The organism is Bradyrhizobium sp. 6(2017) (assembly GCF_011058295.2).
GTDB classification, from domain to species: domain Bacteria; phylum Pseudomonadota; class Alphaproteobacteria; order Rhizobiales; family Xanthobacteraceae; genus Bradyrhizobium; species Bradyrhizobium septentrionale.
Map to the genome: position 1 here is coordinate 9,682,920 of NZ_CP049289.2, position 24,589 is coordinate 9,707,508.

The window sequence follows — 24,589 nt, forward strand, 5'->3', positions numbered from 1 at the left end:
TTCAGACCAAGGTTGGATTATTCCTTCCGGCCGGCGAGCTGCTCCTTCAGCGCAGCGAGCTTGGCGAAGGGCGAGTTCGGATCGATCGGCCGGTCGCGCTCACGCGGCGTGCTCGCGCTCGAGGCATAGGGCCGATGCGACGGGCCGCCCTCGCGCTTGTCACGCCCGCCCTTGTCGCGGCCGCCGCGATCACGATCGCCGCCCTTGCGGCCGCCGCCGAATTTCTCGCCGCGCCGCTCATTGTCACGATCGCGGCCCTTGCCCTCGAAGCGCTCGCGGCGCTGGCCCTTGTCGTCACGATTGTCCTGGCGATTATCTTGGCGGTTGTCGCGGGCCGGCGCGCCATCGGCCGGCGCGACGGAAGCTGCCGCAGCGCCGTCAGCGGGTGCTGCGCCCGGACGCGGCGCGCGGAAGTCGTGGTGACGGCGCGGACGGCGATGCTGCTCGCGCTTCTCGCCTCCCTCGCCACCGCCTTCTGCGGCCTGCGCGCCTTCGGCGGGCTTGTTCTGGTGACGGCCGCGATTGCGATCGTGACCGCGATGATGCGGACGGCGTTCTCCATCGGAGCGGCCGCCGGGACGCCAGACTTCGACCAGTTGCGGCTCGGCCGGCGTTTCCGCGGCTGCGGGAGCGGCCTCGGCGGTGTCAGCGTCAGCGCTCGCGGGCTCCGCGGGCGCCTCAGTGGCAGCCTCAGGCGCCTCCGCAGCGGCTTCCGCGGCAGGCGCAGGCTCGGCTGCGGCTTCAGCGGCGGGCGCCTCAGCAGCGGGTTCTTCGGCCGCGGCGGGCGCGTCGACGGGAGCGGCACGCTCCGCTGCGGCATCCTGGTGCGTCTCGATGACGACCGGCGTCGCCTCACTGGCAACCACCTCGGCAAAGCCGACATCGGGCAGCAGCGCGGCCGACGGCGCGGGATCGCCGGATACCGGCTGATCGACAGCAGCTTCGGCCTCGGGCGCTTCGACCTCGGGCGCTGCGGCAGCCTCCACCGCATCGGTCGTGACCTCTGCGGCGGCGTCGGCCGGCGCATCGGCAGCGGCATCGACCGGCGCATCCGCGCCAGCGTCAGCACCAGCCTCGACCGGCGGTGCCTTGCCGGCAACCGTCTCGGTGGTCTCGACCGGTGCGGCCTCAACCGCCTTCGGCGGCAGCGGCGGACGGCGGTCCATGCGATAGCCGAGCGCACGCAGGATCGAGGCAAAATCCTCACCGGCGGAGCCGGTCAGCGAGGTCATCGCCTGCGTCACGACAAAGCCGCGGCCGTCGAAGGCGCCTGTGGGCTTTTCGCCCGGCGAGGTCTCGCGCCAGGCCAGCGCCGGACGGATCAGATCGGCAAGCCGCTCCAGGATGTCGACGCGCACCGCGCGCTCGCCGCACTGGCGATAGCCGAGCACGCGATAGCCATCGCGCGGCAACGTCTTGTCGACCGGGAACGAGGTGCGGCCGCTGGATGCGAGATGCTGCACATTCGACAGCGCCGCCATGTCGACATTGTTCTGCTTCTCGGCCCACAACAGCGAAGCCAGCGAGCGCGCCGCGGGCTTCAGCAGCTGCGGGAAATAGATGTGATAGGCGCCGAACCGCACGCCGTATTTGCGCAGCGCGGCGCGCGAGGGCTGGTCGAGATCCTTCATCTCGGCCGCGATCTTGCTGCGCTCGAGCACGCCGAGCGCCTCGACCAGCTGGAACGCGATGCCGCGGGCGATGCCCTGGATATCCTCGGCCTTGGACAGTTCGAACAACGGCCCGAGCAGTTTTTCGATATGCGTTTTGAGCCAGAGATCGAGCCTGGTCTGCACGGCTTCGCGCGAGGCGCCGGTCAGCCGCTCGTCGGAAATGATGCGCAGCCGCGGATGCAGCGCGTCCTCGGCGGCGACGAGCTTGGCGACCGCATCGCCGGTCCAGCGGATGGTGCCGTCGGAGGTCAGCACGAACTGCTCGTCGGGGGCGGCACCCAGTTTCTCGGCGCGCGCATCGATCTCGCGCGCCAGCACCTGCTGGGCGGCGGCTTGCAGCGCCTTGGCTTCGCTGCCGGCCTCGGCCGCATCAGGTGCAAAGGTGAAACCATCGAGCCGGCCGATCACATGACCTTCCACGATCACTTCGCCGGTCTTGCCAATTTCCGTATTCAAAACTGAGTTCTCCCGCAGGCGGCGCATCAATACACTGGTCCGCCTGTCAACGAAACGCTCCGTGAGCCGTTCATGCAGCGCATCGGATAATTTATTTTCGAGATCGCGCGTGATCCCCTGCCAGTGCTCCGGGTCATACAGCCAGTCCGGCCGGTTGGCCACAAAGGTCCAGGTCCGGATCTGCGCGATCCGGCCCGATAGCGTGTCGATATCGCCGTCGGTCCGGTTGGCCTGGTCGACCTGGGCGGCAAACCATGCGTCAGGGATACGACCCTTTTGCATCAGGAAGCCATACAGCGTGGTCACGAGTTCGGCATGGGCGGCCGGCGACAGCTTTCGATAGTCCGGAACCTGGCAGGCCTCCCATAGCCGCTCCACCGCTTTAGCCCCATGCGCGAATTCGCGCACCTCGGCGTCGCGCGCGACATGGTCGAGCACGCGCTGGTCCTCGGCGATCGGGGCCCGTGTCAGTGCCTCATGATTGGGCGCCTGCGCCAGCGACACCTGCAGCGCGCCGAGCGAGGCGAAATCGAGCTTCGCGTTGCGCCATTGCAACATCTTGACGCTGTCGAAGGTGTGGTTCTGCAGCGCGTTGACGAGCTCCGGCTCGAACGGCGCGCAGCGTCCCGTCGTACCAAACGTGCCGTTGCGCGTGGCGCGGCCGGCGCGGCCCGCGATCTGGGCGAATTCGGCCGGCGTCAGCCGGCGGAACTGATAGCCGTCATATTTGCGGTCGGAGGCGAAGGCGACGTGATCGACGTCGAGATTGAGCCCCATGCCGACCGCGTCGGTGGCGACGAGATAATCGACGTCGCCGTTCTGGAACATCTCGACCTGCGCATTGCGCGTGCGCGGTGACAGCGAGCCCAGCACAACAGCCGCGCCGCCATGCTGGCGGCGGATCAATTCGGCGATCGCATAGACCTCATCCGCCGAGAACGCGACGATCGCGGTGCGTCGCGGCTGCCGCGTGATCTTGCGGTCGCCGGCGAATTCGAGCTGCGAGAGCCGCGGCCGCGTGACCATCGAGGCGCCCGGCAACAGCCGCTCGATGATCGGCCGCATCGTCGCAGCGCCCAGCAGCAGCGTCTCGTCGCGGCCGCGGCGGTTGAGCATGCGATCGGTGAACACATGCCCGCGCTCGAGATCGGCGGCGATCTGGATCTCGTCGACCGCGAGGAACGACACATCGAGATCGCGCGGCATCGCTTCCACGGTCGAGACCCAGAACCGCGGCGCCTTCGGCTTGATCTTCTCTTCGCCGGTGATCAGCGCGACATTGTCGACGCCGGCGCGATCCGCGATCTTGTTGTAAACCTCGCGCGCGAGCAGCCGCAGCGGCAACCCGATCAGCCCCGACGAATGCGCAAGCATGCGCTCGATCGCGAGATGCGTCTTGCCGGTGTTGGTCGGGCCAAGCACCGCAGTGACGCCTGCGCCGGGCACGCGGTCATTTCCGAACGAGGATGAGAAAGCCATATTTTGCAGGTGTTTCTTGAATTGTTGGCAAGATCCCTAACCCGTCATCCCCGCGCAAAGGCCCCGCCTTTGTCGCTGTGAGGAGCGCGTCAGCGCGTCTCGAAGGATGCACGGCCGAGATCTATCCGTTTGCGGCGGTCTTGATGAGACAGCGGGGCCGTCGCCCTTCGAGACGGCCGCTCCGCGGCCTCCTCAGGGTGACGGTGAGGGATTGACGCTTTCGTCTTCACTCCTTCACGCGTCCTTTCGCAAAATCTGTCTCACAATGCGACGCTTTCTGCGCCCGGCTTAAGCTTCGGAACGACTCCGGAACGAATCGCGCCCGAATCGGTGACTCCATTCCAGGCCTGAAACGTTCACCGCAACATCTCGGGTGGACCTGACGGCGGCGGCACTAGATCAAGTTTGAGAGGGCTCCACAAGCACAGGATATGCGGACTGAATTCCTTAAATTCCAGAGGGGGCCGAGTCGAATCAGAAGCAGGCAAGAGTCAACTGGATTCCGGTGACGTCTGTTGCATTCCGCGGGGTCCCTAACTCGTCATGCCCGGGCTTGACCCGGGCATCCATCAACCAAGAAAGACCTCTCTCGAAAACGATGGATTGCCGGGTCAAGCCCGGCAATGACGAGATTGCCCCTACTGCGTCTTCGCCACGCGCGGCGGCGCGGCGGTGGTGACGAACGTGGTGGCTTCCAGCATGGCCTGGCCGAGCGGGGTCGGGATCGTCATGCGGAACGGCACCAGCAGGCGGGTGCCCGCGATCGGCACGAAGGCGATCTCGATGTTGCGCTGGGCGGCGAGGTATTTGATGACGGGGCGATCCGGGATGTAGCCCGAGACCGGCACGAAATAGAGCGCGCAGACCAGCGCCGGGCCGTGATAGCCGCGCTCGGCCTTGACGATCTCGACCCGCTTGAAATCGAGCTTGAGGTCGTAGCGCATGCGGCCGTCGAACACGCCGGCGCCGGTGCGGCAGACATCCGGGCTCATCAGTTCGGCATTGCCGGGGGCGCGCAGGAACGAGCCGGTCATCGGATCGAACACGCCCTTCTTCTGCGCGTCCGACACCGGCAGGCGGTCGGCATCGACCGGCGGCTCCGGTTCGATGGTGGATTCCTTGATGGCGCCGTTGGCCAGCACCATCCGGATCGTCTCGGATTTCTTCGCGGTGGTGGTGGTCGCGGTGTAGGAGTTCGCGACCAGCGAGCCGTTGACGACGCGGCCCTGCGAGGCACCCGAGCCGCTGCCGCCGGAAAACGCCTTCAGAAGCCCCGCGGTGCCGCCCTGGGCCGAGGCCGAGAAAGAGTCGTCGCCGATTTCGATGGTCCAGGCGCCCTTGCCGACCGGGATACCGGCCAAGGTCGCCTCATACTTGGCGTCAAGCCGCCCCTGCGCGCTGGCGCGCTCGGCGCAAAACAGCAGGAGGGCACCAGCGCACAGGCCGATGAGCCGGCCGAGCGGGGGCAAAAGGGCAATCGTGGTGGTCACTTACGTACCTGACGGTCCTGCTATCGGCGCTCGGTTCGTTGTCCAATTCCGCCAAGTCACATCAGCATGTCACATCGGCCGGACAACACGCGCATCTCTTATGGAACCAAGACTTGCAGCCGAATACGCCCTTTATATGGTTGCTATATCCGACGTTAAGTGGCTGGAACGGCTTATGAACCGCCATTTCCCGGACCGCCCGTGCGGCGATATAATCTTGACGCTTGGGCGATCTGCCCCTATACACCCGCGGTTCCTGGAAAATGGACGCGAATTCAAAACCCCCGCGCGGGCCGCGTGATCGCACGCGCCGCCAGAGGCGGGGATGCAATAAGGATTTTGTAAGATGTCCCGGCGCTGCGAACTGACGGCCAAGGGCCCCCAGACGGGCCACAAGGTGAGCCACTCCAACATCAAGACCAAGCGGCGCTTCCTGCCGAACCTGGCCAACGTGACCTTCATCTCGGACGCGCTCGGCCGCAACGTGCGCCTGCGCGTCTCGACCAATGCGCTCAAGAGCGTCGACCACAATGGCGGCCTCGATGCCTACCTGATCAAGGCCAAGGCCGAGGTGCTGTCGCCCCGCGCGCTGGATCTCAAGCGCGCGATCGAGAAGAAGGTCGGCAAGGCGGTGTTCGTGAAGAAGGCGAGCTGAGCTAGCCACAAGCGCGAAAGCGCGGAGAGAGTTTTGAACGGCCGGGTCGGATGACCCGGCCGTTTTTGTTTGTTCATATCCCGATGCATCAATGCGCCGGTGTCATGTCTTTCAAGAAATCTCTCAATCCCTCCTTCACCCGGCCCGTAGGCTCCACGATCGGCGAAATTCCCCAACGCTGAAAGATCGCCTGCTCAACCGGATTGGGATTCGCCATAAAGATATAGCTTGGAGGCCGGTCTAATTTTGAGCCAGCTGCTCGCCAGATTTTCGTGAGCCTATGGAAGAGATATCTAACATTGATGTCGGAGAGGCTGTACCCGATGAAAAGGACGGGATGCCGCAGCACGTCCGCTCTAAGCATCTGGTCGAGCGGCGACTCGAAGTCGAGCCGTTCAAAATAGCTACTCTCAGTGAGAATTAGCGTTGCATCGTCGTCAAAGTCACCATGGAATTTGACGATCTCCAACTCATGGCTGTTCTGCTTAGCCATAAGATCCTGCACCGTTAGTATCTTTCGGTACGGCACCTGCCAGTGCTCACATGCTTTCTCGAGCCATCGATCGAAGTTGGTAGTGTATATTTTTCGGAAGCTGGCTTTAACAATCGCTTCGTGAACTTCTGAATTCCTGACTTCGATCCCCTTGTCATGCCAGTTCACATCCATCCAACTTCTTAGTGGGCCGATGCTTCCGCGTTCAATTTCGAAGTATTCCGCCAAGGACAGATACCCTCCAAACTGTTTAAGTATGAGTGGATCGTATCCAAGCAACTCAGCCACTTTGTCCATCAAACCTGACCAAGACGGAAGACCGAGATTCTGAGAGACTCCGGCACCCACAAACAAGATCGTGTTTCTCGTATCGATCTGCTCACGCATTCGCATTCTCATTTAGAAATGAGATAAGTTTATCTACGGCCAACTTGCGCATCGAGATCGAGTTTTTTTGGTCACCCATTTCCGCAAATGTTTTCTTGAATCCATTAGGGACAAATATTGGATCCCACTGGAAGCCCTCTGGTCCTCGCGGCTTTCGGGCGACGACGCCCTCGATGCGACCGGTGAACACTTCGATTTTCTTTCCGTCGCAATAAGCCAGATAGGTAATCGCTGTAACCGCCGGGTCTGCGGATTGGCCAACAATTTCTGCAAGCCTCTTATTCTTGAGTTTATTCCAAAATATCTCGGTAAGTCCTCCGGGGAATCCGCCGAGAAAGGGAAACTGCAAACCGGTGTGATCTACAAAGATTGGACGTTTGATTTTGGCAAACGCTTTAACAACTTTGTCTCGAACCAACACCTCCATGTCATCCGTTTGAATTTCGTCGATCGAGACGGATGCCTTCACGAGATCATACCGTGTTCCTTTGAAGAGTTTCCGAAACTCACCAAACTTGTAGTCATTCTTGGTCAGAAACCTCAGATCCATGTTGAACCCTTCATCCGAACGCAGTGTTGCGTTGCGCGTTGACCAGGATGAATGTTGTTCTCTTCGTGATCTCCTTTAGATTCTCCGCACCGATATACGTCATGGCCGACCTCACCCCTCCACTAATTTGAGAGAGGGTCACTTTGACCTCACCCTTGTACGGAATGCTTACAGTCTTGCCTTCCGCTGCACGGTACTCGGCAACGCCCCCGTGATATTTGGTCATCGCGGTCTCAGACGACATGCCGTAGAATGTCATACTCTTGGGAACACGTTTGCCTTCAACGTCCTCGTATTGGACCTCGCCTGCGCACTTCGCGTGACCAGCAAGCATCCCACCCAACATGACAAAGTCCGCACCGCCGCCAATCGCCTTCACGATGTCTCCTGGCACTACGCAACCGCCGTCCGAACAAACATGCCCCTTTAGTCCGTGCGCAGCGTCCGCACACTCTATGACAGCCGAAAGCTGAGGAAATCCGATTCCGGTCAAGTCTCGGGTTGTACACACCGACCCCGAGCCAATTCCAACTCTGACAATATCTGCACCAGCTAGTATCAGCGCTTCCGTGATCTCAGCCGTCACCACTGTCCCGGCCATGATTATCGCAGAGGGATTGTCCTCGCGTAGCTTGGTCACGGCGCCTAAGAACTGCTCCGTGTATCCGTTCGCTACGTCGATACTGATCATCGGAACAACAATTTGCTCCTTCACTTTGGCCAGCTTTTCCCGATCTTCCGTGGAAGTGCCGATCGTGTAGAAGGTCGAACCGGAAGCTTCGGTGCGGAAGAAATCTACTAGGTCTGCCACGTCGTAGTACTTGTGCAATGCGACAAGCGCTTTGAAGGGCGCGAATGCACGCGCCATCTCGAAAGTACCAACCGTGTCCATGTTGGAAGCGATTATCGGAAAACCCGCCCACTCTCGTGTCGAATGACGAAAATGAAATGTCCTCGCGATGTTGGCTTCCGACCTAGACGTCAATGTCGAACGTTTCGGTCGGATGAGTACGTCACGAAAATCCAGCTTCAAATCTGTTTCAATGTGCATTTTAGCCAAGCCTCGCCAACCGGCAGTTAAGAGTACGAGCTTATAAGTAGGGATCACCCAGAACAACTAGACGTTGTTCCTCTACCGGCCCTTCGGCTTCAAGAAATTTCCCGATGACCCGACAACGCGAGCGACTTCGTTAACCGTGGCTCGGCCGAGACGGGATAACGGCTTTCGGCGCTTGAACAGTACATTCCCGCAGTGCTCCGAACGCGGGCCTTCCGTATCAACAGCGATAGTTTTGTGTGAACTGTGCGCGGCAATTAAGGGGCAAGGAGTGCGCTAAAAATCAAATTTCAATAACGTTTTCAATACGATACACCCTGTCCAGTCCCCGCAAAGAAAATATTCCTCTTCCCCGGCACCCCAACTCAGCATTACAAGCAGCGCGTCCCGCCTCCTCTGAGAGGGGCGTATCGCGATCGTCACGGACGTTGGGTGCGGGATGCGGTGGACGCTGTGGGTGCGCTTGACGAGCGCACCTCATCGCGGACGGTGAAAGCGTGTGGTCCTGACGCCCTAGCGGCCGGTGTCCCCTCGCGAAGCGCGCAAGCGTTTCTGCGGAGGCGGTGACAAGCAAGCCAAGTCTCGCCGGGGAGAGCACGTATAAGCCGTAACCCATCCGCGCGGGGAACGCCGGGATCGCCCGGCCGTACCTGTGGTCCTACCTCCCGAGCTTTTTGTTGCTCGGGACCCATGGGTGCGTGCTGGCACCCGGCGTTCCCTGCGCCCTCTGCTCCATCAGCGAGGGTCACACTGCCGCAAAGCTCGGGCCGATCCGGCCGCGAGGCTGCGTGCGCTCACCCTCTCCTGCTGTCTGACAGGTGAATCGATCCGAACAACGCGCATGCGTGGCAACGCGTGAGTGGTTTTTTCTTTGTGTGATGACGCATGGAGTAAAATCATTCATCACCTTGGACTGGAAGAGATGGATTGCGCTGTCTCACCAAAGTTTCCGCCTTCGCCAAAGGCTTCGGCGGACAAGACGGCGTGACAAGTCCGCCAACTTGCGGCGCAAAGAGTCCGCTGACAGCTGTTGCCAATGACAGCGGTGTCATCACGCGAATCCATATTGATGCGTCGAGAGCGCGTGAAGAAAGCCTTAACGCGCCGGCGTTAACCGACAAAGAAAGCCTATAAATCACGGCAAAAAGCGGCTTGTCGCGCCGAAGCCTTCGGCGAAGGCGGAACGTTAATCACAAACTCATTCGCATCATCACGAGCGCATGAGGCGCATGCAAAACGCCACGATCTCTTCCAGATGTTAGTGTGCAAACAAGCCGTCCGACACGATTGCGATTCGACGCGGCCACGCCGCGCGGGTTCGAAAACCGTGAAGGACATCACGGCCGGCACAACTGATCGTGAGGCATGTGCGCCGCACTCTTGGGAAGAAGCCAGGCCGTAACTACATCACGTCCAAAGAACGACTCAGTACAAGGAATTGATCAATGCAAGTTCGCGCAGCCGATCCGCGCGGAAGACTGGTGCCTGCACTCGCAACCGCCGCCGTGGCGGTGCTGGCCACGGCCGCCCTCGTCGTCCTCGAATTCAACCCGCCCCGCAATGTGCTGGAGGGCGAGCCCGGCATGATCACCTCCGCCGCCGCCAGCCGCGCCGGCGCCACCGTGCTGCCGTCCGATCCGATCACGACCGGCAGCGTGCGGTATCGCTGAGGGCGTCGCTATTTCATCATCGTCGTCCCGGCGAAAGCCGGGACCCATTACCACTAATGTTTGCCGTTCCGCGAAATGTTGCCCCAGCGTCGTACCCAATAAGCAGCCGGGGTAATGGGTCCCGGCTTTCGCCGGGACGACGGCAAAAATAGTAGTCCCCCGCCGCATTTTCGCATCCCTGCCCCGGCGTCTCGCCACAAGCCCGACACCCACGGCCTCACGTAAGCTCTCCCCCGCGAACAATAAGAACGCCACTGGGAGGCTCACGATGACATCGAAGGCCATTTGCAAGGCCATCACGGCTCTGGCTGCGCTTGCGCTCGCGACACAGGTGCAAGCCGCCGAGAAGAAATATGGCGCGGGTGCCAGCGACACCGAGATCAAGCTCGGGCAGACCTCGCCATTTTCAGGCGCAGCGTCGGCCTACAGCGTGATCGCGAAGACGCAAGCAGCGTACTTCAAGATGATCAACGACCAGGGCGGCGTGAACGGGCGCAAGGTCACCCTGATCACGCTCGACGACGGCTACTCGCCGCCGAAGACGGTGGAGCAGACCCGCAAGCTGGTGGAGCAGGAGGAGGTCGCCGCGATCCTCAATCCGCTGGGCACGCCGACCGGCCTCGCCGTGCGCAAATATCTCAACGACAAGAAAGTGCCGCAGCTGTTCGTCGGCGCCGGCGCCACGCTATGGGGCGACTATGCGCATTATCCGTGGTCGATCGGCTTCCAGCCGTCGTACCAGGCCGAGACCGCGGTCTACGCCAAATATGTGCTGACCAACAAGCCGGACGCCAAGATCGCGCTGTTCTACCAGAACGACGACGCCGGCAAGGATTACGGCAACGGCTTCAAGAAGGGACTGGGGCCCGAGAACACCGCGAAGATGGTGGTGGCGGAGACGACTTACGAGTCGACCGATCCGACGGTCGACAGCCAGATCGTGAAGCTGAAATCGTCGGGCGCCAACGTGCTGTTCATGCACGCGATCCCCAAGCAGGCGGCGCAGGCGATCAAGAAGATTGGCGAGATCGGCTGGAAGCCGGACCTGTTCTTCCTCGCGGCGACCTCGACCTCGGTGTCCTCGGTGCTGAAGCCGGCCGGCTTCGAATACTCGAAGGACATCATCTCGTCCTACTCGCTGAAGGATCCGAACGATCCGCAGTGGAAAGACGATAAGGATGTGATCGCCTGGCAGAGCTTCATGAAGAATTACTTCCCCGACGGCAATCTGCAGGATCAGCTGATCGTCTACGGCTATGTGGTGGCGGAGGCGACGGTGCAGGTGCTGAAGCAATGCGGTGACGACCTCACCCATGAGAACATCATGAAGCAGGCCGCCAACCTCGACATCGCGCTGCCGATGTTCCTGCCCGGCATCAAGGTGAAGACCTCGCCGACCGACTATTTCCCGGTCGAGGCAATGCGGCTGCAGAAGTTCAACGGGGAAACGTGGCAGCTGTTCGGCGACACGATCGGGAATGATTGAGGGGCGTTGTTGAACGCGATCCCACCCACATCGTCGTCCCGGCGAAAGCCGGGACCCATTACCCCGCGTTGATGTGTGGCGCGACGCTGGAGCCACAGCCTGCTCCCACAACAGGCTGCGGTGGTCATGGATCCTGGCCTTCGCCGGGACGACGAGGAGGTTAGACTGCCCGGACGACGGGAGGTTAGACTCCCCGCTCCAGCAACACCCGAAAATCCGCCCGCGCGCGCTGCGCCTCGGCCCGCGCAGCTTCCGACGCATCGCCGAGCCCGAAATAGCCGTGAATCAATCCCTCGCCGGCATGATACGTCACCGGCACACCGGCCGCCTGCAATGCCTTCGCATAGGCCTGGCCCTCGTCGCGCAGCGGGTCGAACCAGGCGGTGGTGACGACAGCCGGCCCGACACCGGCGAGAGACTTCGCGCGCAGCGGCGAGACGCGCCAGTCGGAGCCCTCAGCCGGGTCCGCGAGATAATGCCCGCAGAACCACTGCATCGTCGCACGCGTCAGGAAATAGCCCTCGGCATTCTCCGCGCGCGACGGAAATTTGGCGTTCTCGCCCGCGTCGGCAAAGCCGCCGGCCACATCAGTGACGGGATAGACGAGCAGCTGCCCGGCGAGCCTGATGCCGGCGTCGCGGCAGGCGAGCGCCGTGGTGGCGGCGAGATTGCCGCCCGCGGAATCGCCGGCGACGCCGACGCGAGAGAGATCGCCGCCGAACTCGCCGATGCGCGCGACCACGTTGCGGATCGCGGCGAACGCATCCTCGAACGCGCCGGGAAAGCGCGTCTCCGGCGGGCGGCGGTAATCGACCGAGATCACCACCGCGCCGGTTTCGATCACGAGGTTGCGCGCCTGGCGGTCATGGGTCTCGAGATCGCCGGCGACCCAGCCGCCGCCGTGGAAGAAGATCACGGTCGGCGCCCGCCCGTTGCCGCTGCGATAGAGCCGCGCGGCGAGCTTCCCCGCGGCGCCCTGCACCGCGATATCCCGCGCCACATCGACCGGCGGTGGCGGCACCGCCTTGCGCGCCTCGGCCAGCGCCCGCAGCGAATCGCGGGCGCTCTGCGGCGTCATGGTGGTGGGATCGCGCAGCGGCAGCAGCGGGATGATCTTCTCAATGACGGGATCGAGCGGAAGCGGCATGATCGTGCTTTCCCGGGAGCAGTTGCCGTCTATCTGACAACATGCTCCCGAAAAGCACAACCATCATGCCAACCGTCATGCCACGTGTTGCGCGAGCTGCTCCGGCGCGGCCTCGCCCTCCTCGCCGGCGGGCTCAGCCTGCGCGGCGGGCGCAGCGGCCAGTTCCTTGGCCAGCGCGGTGGCGCCGACATAGTCGGTTTTGCCGGTGCCGAGCAGCGGCACCTTGTCGACGACGCGGATGTCGGCGGGCACCGCGAGCTCGGAGGCGCCGGCGCTCTTGGCCTGGCGCTGCATCGCGGCGCGGTCGGCATCCTTCTGCGTGGTGAGCAGCACGATGCGCTCGCCCTTGCGCTGATCGGGCAGCGTGACCGCAACCGACATCGCCTGCGGCCACAGCGCGGTCGCCATGGTCTCCACCGCGGACAGCGAGACCATCTCGCCGGCGATCTTGGCAAAGCGCTTGGCGCGGCCCTTGATCGCGATAAAGCCCTGCGCGTCGACCGAGACGATATCGCCGGTGTCGTGCCAGCCATCGGGCAGCGGCTCGAGCACACCGGGATTTTCGGCACGGAGATAGCCGATCATCACGTTCGGGCCCTTCACCGACAGACGTCCACCTTCCTCGATGCCGGGGACCGGATCGAGACGATACTGCATCAGCGGCGAGATGCGGCCGACGGTGCCCTGGCGGTTCGCCATCGGCGTGTTCATCGCGAGCACCGGCGCGGTCTCGGTGACGCCGTAGCCTTCGAGGATGCGGATGCCGTAACGCTCCATGTAGATCTGCCGCGTGCGCTCCTTCACCGCCTCCGCACCGGCGATGACGAGCCGCAGCGTGCGGAAGTCATAGGCATGCGCCGAGCGGGCGTAGCCGGTGAGGAACGTGTCGGTGCCGAACAGGATGGTCGCGCCGGTCTGGTAGATCAGCTCGGGCACGATCCGGTAATGCAGCGGCGACGGATACATGAAGATCGGGATGCCGCCGAGAAGCGGCATCATCATGCCGCCGGTCAGGCCAAACGAGTGGAACACCGGCAAGACGTTGAACACCTTGTCATTGGCATTGGCATCGACCCGCGCCAGCGCCTGCGCCGCGTTGGCGAGGATGTTGCGGTGGGACAGCACGACGCCCTTCGGCGTGCCTTCCGAACCCGAGGTGAACAGGATGACCGCGGGATCGTTGGCGTTGCGAGTGACGCGCGGCGCGATGCCGGCGCGGAAACCGGCGATCTTGTCGGCGAGGCTGATGCCGACCCTGACATCCTCGAGATAGACGACGCGCGCCTGGCCCGCGATCGCCGCGATCAGCTTGTCGAGCTTGCCCTTCTCGATGAAGGCCTGCGAGGTCAGCACGGTCTTGACCTGCGCCGCCTTCATCGCGGCCAGCACGTTGACCGGGCCGGCCGAGAAGTTGAGCATCGCCGGCACGCGGCCGATGGTCTGCAGCGCAAAGAAAACGACGGCGACGCCGGCCGAATTCGGCAGCAGCACGCCGACATTCTCACCGACCGCGGTGTCCTGCTCGAGCTTGCGGCTCAACACCTGCGCGCCGAGGATCAGCTTGCGATAGGTCAGCTTGGTGCCGAGCGCGTCCTCGATGATCGGCTTGCCGGTATCGCGGTCGCGACAGGCGTGGCCGAGGCCCTCGAACAGCGTCTGGTCGAGCATCGCGTTCTTGACCATGGCGTCGATCATGACGTCCTGCAGCGCGGCACCGGCGGCGTTGCGGCGCGCCTTGCCCCGCAGCGTCTGATCGATCGGCAGCTTCACCGGCGGCAGGATCGAGATCGTCACCTTGGGAAACCAGGAGCGCTTGATCTCGCCGTTCTTGAGATAGCTGAGATGCGAACGCTGCGCGCCCTCGATGCGGACCGGGACGACGACCGCATCGGCCTTGTCGGCGATCATCGCGGTGCCGTCATAGACCTTCATCAGCGAACCGGAGACCGTGATGCGCCCTTCCGGGAAGATCACGACCGGCTCGCCGGCGGCCACCAGCTTGATCAGGTCGCGCGCGGCCAGCGGCTTGGATGGATCCATCGTGTAGTGCTTGATCATCTTCAGGAACGGCTTGGCCCACCACGCCTTGGAGATGCCGGTGTCGACGGCGAAGCTCGCATCGATCGGCAGGGTGGCGTGCAGCAGCGGGCCGTCGACCAGGCTGACATGGTTGGGCGCGATCAGCATCCGCGTGCCCTCGGGCGGCAGGTTCTCCATGCCGCGCACCTCGACCCGGAACAGCGCACGGAACAGCAACGCGCCGAAATCGCGCACGCCCTCCTTGCCCCACTTGCTCAGCACGAACCAAACGGTGCCGAAGCTCGCGATGGCAAGACCGAAGAAGATCCAGGCGATCGCAAGCCCCGCGGCCTGCAGCGCGCCGACGAACACCGCACCGGCGACCATGAAGCCGGCCTGCAAAATGTTGCCGGCGGCGATGATGCGGGCGCGTTCGGACGGCGCGGTCCAGGCCTGCACTGCGGCAAACGACGGCACCACGAACAGGCCGCCGCCGAAGGCGAACAGGAAGAAGTCGGCCAGCATGCGGAAGCCGCCGAACGAGCTCGCAAACGCAGCCGCGGTGACCTCCTTGCCGAGCGACGTGGTTGCGATCGCCCAGGCAAGGTCGAGGCCGATCACGCCCATCACGATGGCGCCGATCGGCACCAGCGCGAGATTCGGACGGACATGGCTCAGCTGCGCCGCGAACAGCGAGCCGGCGGCGATGCCGATCGCGAACACGGCGAGGCACAGCGTGACCACGCCCTCGGTGCCGCCGACGCCTTCCTTGATCAGCGCGGGCAGCAGCGACAGCACGATCGCGCCGACCATCCAGAACCAGGACACGATCACCATGCCGTCCCAGAGCCGCGGTTCGGCGTAGAGCGACTTCAGCAGGCGCACGGTCGAGGTCCAGGGATTCTTGGTGATCGACAGATCAGGCGCGGAGGGCTGCGTCAGGGGGATGCGGGATGCGAACGCCCAGGACAAGACCGACAGGCCGACGACGGCGGCGCAGATCCAGCCCATGTGGCTGGCGCCGGCGACGAACATGCCACCGGCAATGGTGCCGATCAGGATCGCCATGAAGGTTGCGCCCTCGACCAGCGCGTTGCCGGTAGCAAGCTCGGAGACCGAGAGCTGGTCGGGCAGCACCGCATACTTCACCGGACCGAACAGCGCGGCGACGATGCCGAACAGCGCCAGTGCGATGAACAGCAGCGGGATCGAATGGGTGAAGAAGCCGGCTGCGGCAAACGCCGCGGCGAAAATCTCGAAGAACTTCAGCCGGCGGGCGACGACGGATTTGACGTAACGGTCGGCGAGCTCGCCGCCGAGCGCCGACAGCACAAAGAACGGCGCGATGAAGACCGCACCCGCAAGCTGAACCAGCGCCGGCCCCTGCTCGTTGGCGACGCCATAGAGCAGCATGATCACCAGGGCATTCTTCAGCACGTTGTCGTTCAACGCCGAGCAGAACTGCGACCAGAACAGCGGCGCGAAGCGGCGGGACGACATCAATTCCTTGATCATGACCGTTTCCTTGGGTTAGCGCGCAAGGCGCTGGCAGGTCTGCGAGTTCGGGTGGCAGAGAATGGTGAGCGTGGTAAAATGACGGAGATGCCGCAGCCTTTAGTCTTTTCCGCAACGTATCGGTTCGAACCGGCGCACATCCGCCGGCGCCGGAATACCGGGACATTGCCCGCCAGAGATGTACGAGACCTTATCCAGACCTGGGGTTGCTCGGCGCCGAGGCGGGTTCGCGGGGGACATGGTGAGCGCTTTGTTGAGGTTTCGGCGACAATTGCCGCCGGACCGCTTCAGGTCAGTTCACTCAACCCGCGGAACGGCGACCACCGACAGTGGCGCGGCTTGCACCCGCGGCTGCCCGAGGCCGCCGGACGCGGCGCGCGCCGGTCCGCGCACCGCTGTTCCAGGACACCTGCGACGTCGCAGGCACGGGCGATCCGCTCGATCGGCTCCATCGCCGGGGAGAGGATGGCGCGGCCAAAGCCCTTCACGAACTCGATCGCGTCATCGACAAGGGTGGTGGTCAATTGAAGTGCTAGGGTCTGCATGTGAGTGGCCTCCTAAGCCAACTTGAGCAACGCTCAAATTAGTAATACGAAAATGAACATTGTTCAAGAAGAATCACGACGAGACCGGAAAAAACTTCAGCGGCGGACCCTGCTGATCGAGATCGCACGGCGGTTAATCGCCACTAAGGGATTGAGATCATTGAAGGTTCGAGACGTCGCCGAGGCCGCCGGATGCTCCATCGGCAGCGTCTATAACGAGTTTGGCGACTTCGATGGCCTGATCCTGACGGTGAACCGGGAGACCGTCGAGGCCCTGACCACACGGCTCAAGGCGGTTCCAGTCGACGATCCCCTGCGCCAGTTGCACGGGCTCGCCGACGCCTATCTCGGCTTCGCGAGCGAGCACGCCAATCTGCTGCGCTCGCTGTTCGAGCACCGGATGGAGGACGACCGGCCATTTCCGGAAGATATCCTCGTGATGGTGATGGACGCGTTCGCGCTGATGCACGCGCCGCTGCTGCGGCTGCTGCCCGATCGCGCTCCCGACGATGTCGCGCTGCTGTCGCGGATGATGTTCTCCGCGGTCCACGGCATCATCTCGCTGGGCCTCGAGGAGCGCATGGTCGCGGTGCCGCCGGAGCGGCTGCGCGAGCGGCTCGCGCAATTCGTCGACACGCATCTTGCTGGATTGGGCGTAACCCGCAGGCCGTAGTCAGGCTCGCGTGCCGCGATCATGTTTGATTGCGTGCGACGCGCCCTGAGCGGCCGAGCGTCCAGAGCGGCTCAAGAAATACCACTCCGGTGCCGCCCTCCCGGAAGATCAGCTTGAACTCGATCCGTCCGTCCGCGGTGATGGAGGCCGAATGCAGTCCAGCATTGCCGTCGTATCGCAAGGTGTCGTCCAGGACATGCCCGGTGAAGCCGCCGGCAAAGCCAGGTCCGGGTGTACGGCTGTGCGGCATGGCCGGTCCATTCACGAGATAGCCGGTCGCGACACCATCCCGATCGACGCTCGTGACGATCATCATGAACTGGCGGTGCGAGTTGATCCATCCTTCGTCGCTCACCCACACGCCGAGAAAGCGGCGGACACTGTCCGGCACGTCGTTTGCCGGCGCGTGAACGCGAAAGGCCGGAAGCGGCAACTGCTTCTCGACGGCCAGCGCAGTGATCCGCTCGACATCCTGATCTGGCACAATGCCGTGATCCTGCGGCGCGAACCAGTTCGCCAATTCCGCCAGGGGATGCCGCATCCCGTTTGCGATCGGCGGCACGAATGCGAGCGCGGCGAAGGCGATCGCCGACAGGCCGGCGACAAGCAACCATCGGGGAAACACGGCCAAGCGTCCTGCAACGGCGCGCGGAGCGGATGTCGCGCCCGCGGCATCCCGCGGTGCGTGTTCGTGCGATGCCGAAATCGGCTTAGCATCGAGGCGATAACCCCGGCGCGATACCGTCTTGATGATGCGGTGGTCGTCATCCCGCAGTTTCAGGCGCAGCTCGCGGATGCATTGGACCAGCGAATCGTCTGAAACAGCGACGTGGCCCCACACCGCCTCGTGCAGATCCTGCTTGGAGACCAGCCGCCCGGCATTTCTGGCGAGACAGCCGAGCACCGCGAACGACTTCGGCCTGAGATCAAGTTCGACGCCATCCGCGCGCGCGACGCCACGGGCGAAGTCCAGCTCAAAGGCATCAAATATCAATACGGAATCAGTCGCCGGGTTCATAGAGGTCACTCCATGCCCACAGACGGCACCAATCCGGGAAATTTAGCAGGAAAATCGTCGTTCTGTCACTTCTTCATCAGGACTTCCCCGCGGCGCAGCCGATAGTGGCAGACCGGCCTGGCATCATTTCCGGGCACGCGGGAGGTTGACCATGTCGAGGACGCCATTTGCCGTGTTGGTCGGGGGTGTCCTGGCGCTCGCGGCAGTGCAATCAGGACACGGCCAGGCGCAGAACGTCGTGAAGGTCGGCCTGGTGATGCCGTTGACCGGCGTTTTAGGGCCGGTCGGCAAACAGGCGGTCGCTGGGGCGAGGCTCTACATGGCGCAACACGGCGACACGGTCGCCGGCCGCAAGATCGAACTGATCGTCCGGGACGACGCGAGCGTGCCCGACAATGCCAAGCGCATTGCGCAGGAGCTGATCGTCAACGACAAGGTCGCGATCCTCGGTGGCGGACTGACGCCGAGCGTGCTGGCGCTCGCACCGCTGGTCAATGAGAGCAAGACCGCAACCGTCGTCATGGTCTCGGGCACGTCGATCGTGACCGATCGGTCGCCCTACTTCGTGCGCACCAGCTGGACGCACGCGCAGCAGGCCAGCGTACTGGCTGATTGGGCGGCCAAGAACGGATCGAAGCGGGCCACCATCATCGCGTCCGACTGGGCACCCGGGCACGAAGCCGCCGGCGTGTTTGCGGCGAGCTTCACCGCGGCAGGCGGATCGATCGTCGAGGCGTTGAAAGTGCCGCTGGCCAATCCCGACTTCGCTCCGTTCCTGCAGCGCGCGCGGGACGGCAATCCCGACACCCTGTTCATTTTCGTTCCGACAAGCCAGGCCGGCATCCTGGCCAAACAGTTTGTCGAGCGCGGGCTCGACAAGAGCGGGATCAAGCTGATCGGCCCCGGCGACATCGCCGACGACGAGGACCTGCCGGGGATGAGCGATGCCATGATCGGCACGATCACGGCGGGGTTCTACTCCGCCTATCATCCGTCGGACCTGAACCGCGACTATGTCGCCGCGTTCCGCAAGGCCAACGCCAATGTCCGCCCGAACTTCATCAGCGTCAGCGCCTATGACGGCATGCATCTGATCTACCAGGCGCTGCAGGCTACCGGCGGCAAGACCAACGGCGACGCGCTGGTCGAGGCCATGAAGGGCATGGCCTGGGAAAGCCCGCGCGGCCCGATGTCGATCGATCCGAAGACCCGCGAAGTCGTCCACAACATCTACATTCGCAAGGTCGAGAAGATCGGAGGCGAGCTCTACAGCGTCGAGCAGGAAACCTTCCAGGCGATCAAGGATCCCACCAAGGTCGCGAACAGGTAAAGCAGGACGGAGCGGCAACTCTTCCGGCGCGGCGTCGCTTCGACGCCTCAGACGCGGGTGCGCGCGATCGTGCCGGCGACGATCTGCATGGCGACGCCGAGCACCCAGCCCGCCATGATGGTCGCGGTCCAGGCGATGTCCGGCTCGCTGCGCAGCACGACGACACCGACCGAGAAGAATGCAACCATGGTCGCGAGGAAGGTGCCGACCGCGCTGAGCAGCTCAGCCGCGTCGATCTTGCGCGTCGAATTCGAGTCCTTCGGATGGAAGAGCTTTGGCGGCGTATCGATGCCGACATAGAAGCCGATCGCGCCGCCCAGCATCATGAGCAGCAAGAAGGCCTGCGAGGTCAGCGCCGACACGCTCGAGCCGACATGGATGGCGACGAACAGACCGCTCGCGGCTCCCGCCAAAGCAAGGCCGAAGCGCTCCAGGATATGGGCAAACTTTCTGACGCGGCTGCGCATGGCTGTGCCTCATCAATGAATTGCACCGCTGGCAGGCTAGGCCTTTTCGCAGCATCGCGAAAGCCGCCGCCGCTCACATGGCTGCGACCACGCGACGCTATTGTGCGCCAGTTCACATCTATCGTGGCACGGAATGACTAAACATCGATCCAAAGTAGCAATCGAATCCGCTACTACTACCTTGCGCGATCCGCTTCATTCTTTTCAGCGAGCGTCTTTCAATGCCGAGCCCCAAGATCATCATTCTGTCCGATGGCACCGGCAACGCCGCCTCCAGCGTCTGGCGAACCAATGTCTGGCGGATCTTCCAGTCGCTCGATCTGCAGGGCAACAGCCAGGCCGCCAAGTATGATGACGGCGTCGGCACGTCGTCGTTCGTCCCGCTTGCGCTGCTCGGCGGCGCCTTCGGTTACGGCCTCAAGCGCAATATCCTCGATGCCTACAAGTTCATCTGCCGAAACTACGACCACGAGAACGGTTCGATGATCTACCTGTTCGGCTTCAGCCGCGGCGCATTCACCGTGCGTACGCTTGCCGCACTCATCCTCGATCAGGGCCTGATCGTCGCGGACACCGAATCCGAACTGCATGACGGCGCGGTGAAGGCCTACCGGGCGTACCGGGCTGAGGGCTACCACTCGATCTGGCGCATCGAGGTGCCGTTCCGCGCGCTGCGCGACTACATCCTTGTGCCGGTGTGGGACCGCCTCCGGCGCAACAAGTCTTATGCAGAGATCGCCCGGAAGCAGGTCGCCGCGATCGAGTTCATCGGCATCTGGGATACCGTCGCGGCCTATGGTCTGCCGATCGACGAGATGACCCGCGGCATCTCCAACTGGGTGTGGCCGCTCGAACTGCCGAACCGGATTCTCAGCCCGCGGGTCAAGTGGGCGCGACATGCGCTGGCCCTCGACGACGAGCGCACGACATTCCATCCGGTGCTCTGGACCGAGCAGGAGCTGGGACAGCCCGCACCCGCAGTGCCCGCAACCATCGATGGCGAACGTCTGGTCCAGGTCTGGTTCGTCGGCATGCATGCCAATGTCGGCGGCGGTTATCCTGACGATGCCGTCGCCTTCGTGCCGCTGGCCTGGCTGGTCGACGAAGCCGTCAAGCGCGGCCTGGTGTTCAAGAGCGCACCGACCGCCGATCCCGATGCGATCAAGTCGATCAGATCGTCCGAGGACAAGGACGGCCGCCTCTATGATTCGCGCGCGGGCCTCGGCTCCTACTACCGGTATGGCCCTCGCAAGGTCGCCGAGCTCTGCAACGATCGTTATGCCCTTGTCAGCGTGCCGACGCCGAAAATCCACGAAAGCGTGTTCGAGCGGATCGACAGCGGCGCCAATGCCTATGCCCCGATCGGACTTCCGCCGAACTACGTGATTGTCTCCCGCAGCGGCCAGATCACGCCGCTGGGCGAGACGACGTTCGAGACGCCGGCGAGCGCACCGGCGCGTTATGCGGCGCAGGAGAAGCTGTGGAATTATGTCTGGATGCGCCGGATCGCCTACTTCGCCACGCTGGCGGCGTCGCTGCATCTGGCCGCGTTCTGGCTGTTCCACAACCAGCACAAGGAGCACGAATTCAGCTCCTGGTTCAGGATGATTTCGGAGCTGGTGCGCTTCGTCCAATCGTTCCTGCCCGATTCGTTTCACTGGTGGACGGACTGGTATGCCGGCAACCCGGAATGGTTCGCCGGCGGCGTCATTGCGGTTTTCCTGCTGATGGGCGTCGGCACCTCGCTCAGCGCCGCGATCAGGGACAGGATGCGGATCATCTGGCGCGACCGCGCGAACCCGACGCCGCTCTCCGGAATCGTGCACAATGCGATCTATCGATTCCGCACCAGCGCGGTCTATCAGTGGATCCTCAACTTCGGGAAGCGACACGCCGTTCCGTTCCTGCTGACGGCCTTGCTGGTCTGGTTCAGCGCGACACTGCTCAGCCATTTCCTGTTCAATGCCGCTGACTCGATGGGCGCTTTCTGCACGGGCACCGCGGCCGACAAGCTTGTCGCCGTCGACAAGGGCGTCCCGCAGGACGCAGCCGACTTCGATACAAGCGCGATTTGTGCGCCGACCGGCCTCAAGGTCCGCACCGGGTTCAAGTACGAGATCGCGATCACCATGGCGGAGCCGTGGGAGGACGCCGGACGGGCGGTGACGCCGGTCGGATACCGCACGTCGACGATCGAGGCCGCAAAACGTTGGCGTGGTTACGCCACGATTTTCCTGCGGCGCGTCCTGTTCCGGCCGTGGTTCAGGCTGATCGCACGGGTCGGACAGACCGGGGTCGACGAGTATTTTCTTGATCCGGCGCCGGCGCCCAACACCGATCCGCAGGTCTACAAGGCGCGGTTCACGGCCGATCGCAGCGGCGAGATCTTCCTCTACGTCAACCAGGCCGTCATCGGCCTGCCCTGGGTCTACAAATGGTTCTACGGCGATCACAAGGGCAAGGCGAAGGTCACGGTGCGGTTGCTGTAGGGGGGCCGAGCCGCGCCCACAGGATCGCGACCCGACACGGAGCCGCCCGGCGTGATCCATCTGTGATCCAGCCGACAGTTCGGGTTGTAGATCAGCTGCTATGCTCCCTTTGCTAGATGGGCTGCCAGACGCCTGGAACGATCCGACGCGACACCACGGATCCCCGGGGAGTGCTGACGCGCCAGTTTCATATCGACCGGCTATTTTCACCAGCGATTTGGAGGCATCACCATGATTTCCCGAATTCAGGCGTTTCCAACCACAGACGGCATCTTCGTGGTCTGGGAAGTATCGGCAATGATCCCGAACTGTCTGGGCTTCGCGCTGTATCGCCAGCAGCAGGGCAAGACCGCGACCGTGGTCGACACCTGGGTCGGGTTCGAGGATCAGGCGCAGGGCCACAAGTCCGGCGAGCATCGGCCGAGCACCGAATGGCCGGTGCAGAAGACCAACTGGACCGATTTCCTGGCGCCGGCCGATGCTCCGGTCCGCTACGGCGTGGTGCCCGTCCTCAAGGACGGCGATACCAAGGTAAAGCCTGCGGCCAACGCGCCGTCGACATGGACCGACTACGTCTCCGCGACGCCGTCGGGCCCGCTGAAGCCGTGGTTCAACCGCGGCACGATCTCGGCGCAATGGCTGTCGCGCGCGATCGGCAAGGACAAGAAGCCGGCGCAGACGCTGGAGAAGGCGATCTCGACCAAGGGCAACAAGATTCGCGACTTCCTCAAGGGACAGCTTGGCGCCCGCCTGCTCGCGTTACTGGCCGATGCCAAAAAGAACAAGCGCGACGTCTATCTCGCGCTTTACGAGCTCAACGATCCCGAACTGATCGCGGCGCTGACCGCGCTGAAAGGCAAGGCCCATGTCGTGCTCGGCAACAGCACCGGCAAGTCCGACGCCACGGCAAAGGACACCGAGAAGAACGCCGGCGTGCTGAAGAAGGCCGGCGTCGACATCGTTCGCCGCAAGATCGCGCCGAGCCGCTACGCGCACAACAAGTTCGCGGTGTTCTGCGACGGCGCGCAGACACCGAAGGCGGTCTGGACCGGCAGCACCAACTGGACGCGCACCGGACTGTGCACCCAGAACAACAACGGCCTCGAGATCACCGACGACAAGATCGCCGCGGCCTACTACGACCATTGGAAGCTGATCTACGACGACGGCAGCAAGTCGCCGAAGGCGCTGGCGGTGGCCGGCGATAAGGAATGGCCGTTCACCATCGGCCCGTCGAAGGTCAGCGTCTGGTTCACGCCGACCACCAAGAGCGGCGATCTCAAGGAAGCCACCAAGATGATCGAGGACACCGAGCATGGCGCGGTGTGCCTGATGCTCAATCCCGGCAACAAGGGCCTGCTCGGCCCGATCCTGGAGAAGGCGCAGGACAAGAAGCTCTATGTCCGCGGCGTGCTCAACAATTTCCCGGCGCAGGGCAAGGACAGCCCGAAGGATCAGCTGCAACTGCTGGCCGGCGACGGCCAGCAGCAGGTGTTCAAGGGCAAGCAGATCGCCGACGTGATCCGGCCCGCCGGCATCGACAAGACCGCCGACTGGTGGGAGCACGAGATCAAGAACACCGGAAAATTCATGATCGCCGTGCACAGCAAGGTGATCGTGCTGGATCCGGCCGGCAAGAACCCGGTGGTCATGACCGGCTCGCACAATTTCTCTGACCGCGCCAGCACCAAGAACGACGACAATCTCGTCATCATCAGAGGCGATTCGCAGCTCGCGCTAACTTACGCCGCGCGCATCGTCAGCATCTACGGTCAGTATCGCTGGCAGGCCTGGCGCAACACGCCGGAGGGCCAGACGGACAAGGGGCTGAAGCGCAGCGATGCCTGGCTGAGCAACCGCATCGGCAAGGGTTGGGCGGAAACCGAGACGCGGTTCTGGCTCGGCACGACCTGACTGCCTGATCTCCTATCGGGGGTCATGACATGAAACACAGGGCAGCGTCGCCGCTGCCCCGCGTTCTACCTCACTC

The 24,589-nt window shown here is 63.3% G+C and carries 17 protein-coding genes; 7 read left to right on the forward strand and 10 right to left on the reverse strand.

Annotated elements, in window-relative coordinates; genetic code table 11:
- Window positions 1-17: 17 nt before the first annotated feature.
- The gene (locus G6P99_RS46040) at window positions 18-3,608 is read right to left on the reverse strand and encodes a helicase-related protein (RefSeq protein WP_165126826.1); all 3,591 of its coding nucleotides are present in this window, start codon (window positions 3,606-3,608) and stop codon (window positions 18-20) included.
- Window positions 3,609-4,246: 638 nt separating this feature from the next.
- Window positions 4,247-5,077 carry a DUF3108 domain-containing protein gene (locus G6P99_RS46045; protein ID WP_084518366.1) on the reverse strand — a complete coding sequence of 277 codons (831 nt, stop codon included), beginning with the start codon at window positions 5,075-5,077 and terminating at the stop codon, window positions 4,247-4,249.
- A gap of 367 nt (window positions 5,078-5,444) precedes the next feature.
- On the opposite strand from G6P99_RS46045, the gene rpmB reads away from it, so the two are divergent.
- Window positions 5,445-5,753 (forward strand): 50S ribosomal protein L28, encoded by a 309-nt coding sequence (gene rpmB, locus G6P99_RS46050; RefSeq protein ID WP_029079616.1) that lies wholly within the window; start codon window positions 5,445-5,447, stop codon window positions 5,751-5,753.
- An 88-nt stretch (window positions 5,754-5,841) separates the two neighbouring features.
- Here the strand turns inward: rpmB and G6P99_RS46055 are convergent, their stop codons facing one another.
- From G6P99_RS46055 to G6P99_RS46065, 3 genes are read right to left on the reverse strand one after another with little or no spacing between them, the layout of a single operon-like run.
- Window positions 5,842-6,633 (reverse strand): SIR2 family NAD-dependent protein deacylase, encoded by a 792-nt coding sequence (locus tag G6P99_RS46055; protein WP_165126828.1) that lies wholly within the window; start codon window positions 6,631-6,633, stop codon window positions 5,842-5,844.
- Window positions 6,626-7,183, reverse strand: coding sequence for a non-canonical purine NTP pyrophosphatase (locus G6P99_RS46060; protein ID WP_165126831.1), 558 nt, complete (start codon window positions 7,181-7,183; stop codon window positions 6,626-6,628). Before G6P99_RS46060 ends, G6P99_RS46055 begins: the two co-directional genes overlap by 8 nt.
- Before the next feature lie 10 nt (window positions 7,184-7,193).
- Window positions 7,194-8,291, reverse strand: coding sequence for a GMP reductase (locus G6P99_RS46065; RefSeq protein WP_245284584.1), 1,098 nt, complete (start codon window positions 8,289-8,291; stop codon window positions 7,194-7,196).
- A 1,394-nt stretch (window positions 8,292-9,685) separates the two neighbouring features.
- Here G6P99_RS46065 and G6P99_RS46070 point away from each other — a divergent pair.
- Window positions 9,686-9,910 carry a hypothetical protein gene (locus tag G6P99_RS46070; protein WP_165126834.1) on the forward strand — a complete coding sequence of 75 codons (225 nt, stop codon included), beginning with the start codon at window positions 9,686-9,688 and terminating at the stop codon, window positions 9,908-9,910.
- Between the two features lie 268 nt (window positions 9,911-10,178).
- Window positions 10,179-11,396 carry an ABC transporter substrate-binding protein gene (locus G6P99_RS46075; protein ID WP_165126837.1) on the forward strand — a complete coding sequence of 406 codons (1,218 nt, stop codon included), beginning with the start codon at window positions 10,179-10,181 and terminating at the stop codon, window positions 11,394-11,396.
- A 184-nt stretch (window positions 11,397-11,580) separates the two neighbouring features.
- Here G6P99_RS46075 and G6P99_RS46080 read toward each other — a convergent pair whose 3' ends face one another.
- The 3 genes from G6P99_RS46080 to G6P99_RS46090 form a co-directional block, all read right to left on the reverse strand.
- On the reverse strand, window positions 11,581-12,543 hold the full coding sequence (locus G6P99_RS46080; RefSeq protein ID WP_029079611.1) for an alpha/beta hydrolase: 963 nt from the start codon (window positions 12,541-12,543) through the stop codon (window positions 11,581-11,583).
- A 75-nt stretch (window positions 12,544-12,618) separates the two neighbouring features.
- Entirely contained in the window at window positions 12,619-16,077 is a 3,459-nt protein-coding gene (locus tag G6P99_RS46085) for an acyl-[ACP]--phospholipid O-acyltransferase (RefSeq protein WP_029079610.1), read from the reverse strand.
- A 287-nt stretch (window positions 16,078-16,364) separates the two neighbouring features.
- Entirely contained in the window at window positions 16,365-16,622 is a 258-nt protein-coding gene (locus G6P99_RS46090; protein WP_029079609.1) for a hypothetical protein, read from the reverse strand.
- A gap of 52 nt (window positions 16,623-16,674) precedes the next feature.
- Here G6P99_RS46090 and G6P99_RS46095 point away from each other — a divergent pair, with 52 nt between their 5' ends.
- On the forward strand, window positions 16,675-17,295 hold the full coding sequence (locus G6P99_RS46095; RefSeq protein WP_029079608.1) for a TetR/AcrR family transcriptional regulator: 621 nt from the start codon (window positions 16,675-16,677) through the stop codon (window positions 17,293-17,295).
- 19 nt (window positions 17,296-17,314) lie between these two features.
- Here the strand turns inward: G6P99_RS46095 and G6P99_RS46100 are convergent, their stop codons facing one another.
- Complete coding sequence (locus G6P99_RS46100; protein ID WP_334261890.1) at window positions 17,315-18,199, reverse strand: winged helix-turn-helix domain-containing protein; 885 nt, start codon at window positions 18,197-18,199, stop codon at window positions 17,315-17,317.
- A gap of 265 nt (window positions 18,200-18,464) precedes the next feature.
- Here G6P99_RS46100 and G6P99_RS46105 point away from each other — a divergent pair, with 265 nt between their 5' ends.
- A complete protein-coding gene (locus G6P99_RS46105; RefSeq protein ID WP_165126840.1) occupies window positions 18,465-19,643 on the forward strand; it encodes an ABC transporter substrate-binding protein in 1,179 nt (392 codons plus the stop codon).
- Window positions 19,644-19,690: 47 nt separating this feature from the next.
- On the opposite strand, the gene G6P99_RS46110 is transcribed toward G6P99_RS46105, so the two are convergent.
- Window positions 19,691-20,110 (reverse strand): hypothetical protein, encoded by a 420-nt coding sequence (locus tag G6P99_RS46110; protein ID WP_029079606.1) that lies wholly within the window; start codon window positions 20,108-20,110, stop codon window positions 19,691-19,693.
- Window positions 20,111-20,331: 221 nt separating this feature from the next.
- On the opposite strand from G6P99_RS46110, the gene G6P99_RS46115 reads away from it, so the two are divergent.
- Both G6P99_RS46115 and G6P99_RS46120 read left to right on the forward strand, forming a co-directional pair.
- Window positions 20,332-22,599 carry a DUF2235 domain-containing protein gene (locus G6P99_RS46115; protein ID WP_165126843.1) on the forward strand — a complete coding sequence of 756 codons (2,268 nt, stop codon included), beginning with the start codon at window positions 20,332-20,334 and terminating at the stop codon, window positions 22,597-22,599.
- 231 nt (window positions 22,600-22,830) lie between these two features.
- Entirely contained in the window at window positions 22,831-24,513 is a 1,683-nt protein-coding gene (locus tag G6P99_RS46120) for a phospholipase D-like domain-containing protein (protein WP_084518364.1), read from the forward strand.
- Window positions 24,514-24,589 lie beyond the last annotated feature (76 nt).

Bases quoted from the DNA above. Each gene is read 5' to 3' on its own strand.
- G6P99_RS46040 (WP_165126826.1), bottom strand. From the start codon at position 3,608: ATGGCTTTCTCATCCTCGTTCGGAAATGACCGCGTGCCCGGCGCAGGC.
- rpmB (WP_029079616.1), top strand. From the start codon at position 5,445: ATGTCCCGGCGCTGCGAACTGACGGCCAAGGGCCCCCAGACGGGCCAC.
- G6P99_RS46055 (WP_165126828.1), bottom strand. From the start codon at position 6,633: ATGCGTGAGCAGATCGATACGAGAAACACGATCTTGTTTGTGGGTGCC.
- G6P99_RS46060 (WP_165126831.1), bottom strand. From the start codon at position 7,183: ATGGATCTGAGGTTTCTGACCAAGAATGACTACAAGTTTGGTGAGTTT.
- G6P99_RS46070 (WP_165126834.1), top strand. From the start codon at position 9,686: ATGCAAGTTCGCGCAGCCGATCCGCGCGGAAGACTGGTGCCTGCACTC.
- G6P99_RS46075 (WP_165126837.1), top strand. From the start codon at position 10,179: ATGACATCGAAGGCCATTTGCAAGGCCATCACGGCTCTGGCTGCGCTT.
- G6P99_RS46080 (WP_029079611.1), bottom strand. From the start codon at position 12,543: ATGCCGCTTCCGCTCGATCCCGTCATTGAGAAGATCATCCCGCTGCTG.
- G6P99_RS46085 (WP_029079610.1), bottom strand. From the start codon at position 16,077: ATGATCAAGGAATTGATGTCGTCCCGCCGCTTCGCGCCGCTGTTCTGG.
- G6P99_RS46090 (WP_029079609.1), bottom strand. From the start codon at position 16,622: ATGCAGACCCTAGCACTTCAATTGACCACCACCCTTGTCGATGACGCG.
- G6P99_RS46095 (WP_029079608.1), top strand. From the start codon at position 16,675: ATGAACATTGTTCAAGAAGAATCACGACGAGACCGGAAAAAACTTCAG.
- G6P99_RS46105 (WP_165126840.1), top strand. From the start codon at position 18,465: ATGTCGAGGACGCCATTTGCCGTGTTGGTCGGGGGTGTCCTGGCGCTC.
- G6P99_RS46110 (WP_029079606.1), bottom strand. From the start codon at position 20,110: ATGCGCAGCCGCGTCAGAAAGTTTGCCCATATCCTGGAGCGCTTCGGC.
- G6P99_RS46115 (WP_165126843.1), top strand. From the start codon at position 20,332: ATGCCGAGCCCCAAGATCATCATTCTGTCCGATGGCACCGGCAACGCC.
- G6P99_RS46120 (WP_084518364.1), top strand. From the start codon at position 22,831: ATGATTTCCCGAATTCAGGCGTTTCCAACCACAGACGGCATCTTCGTG.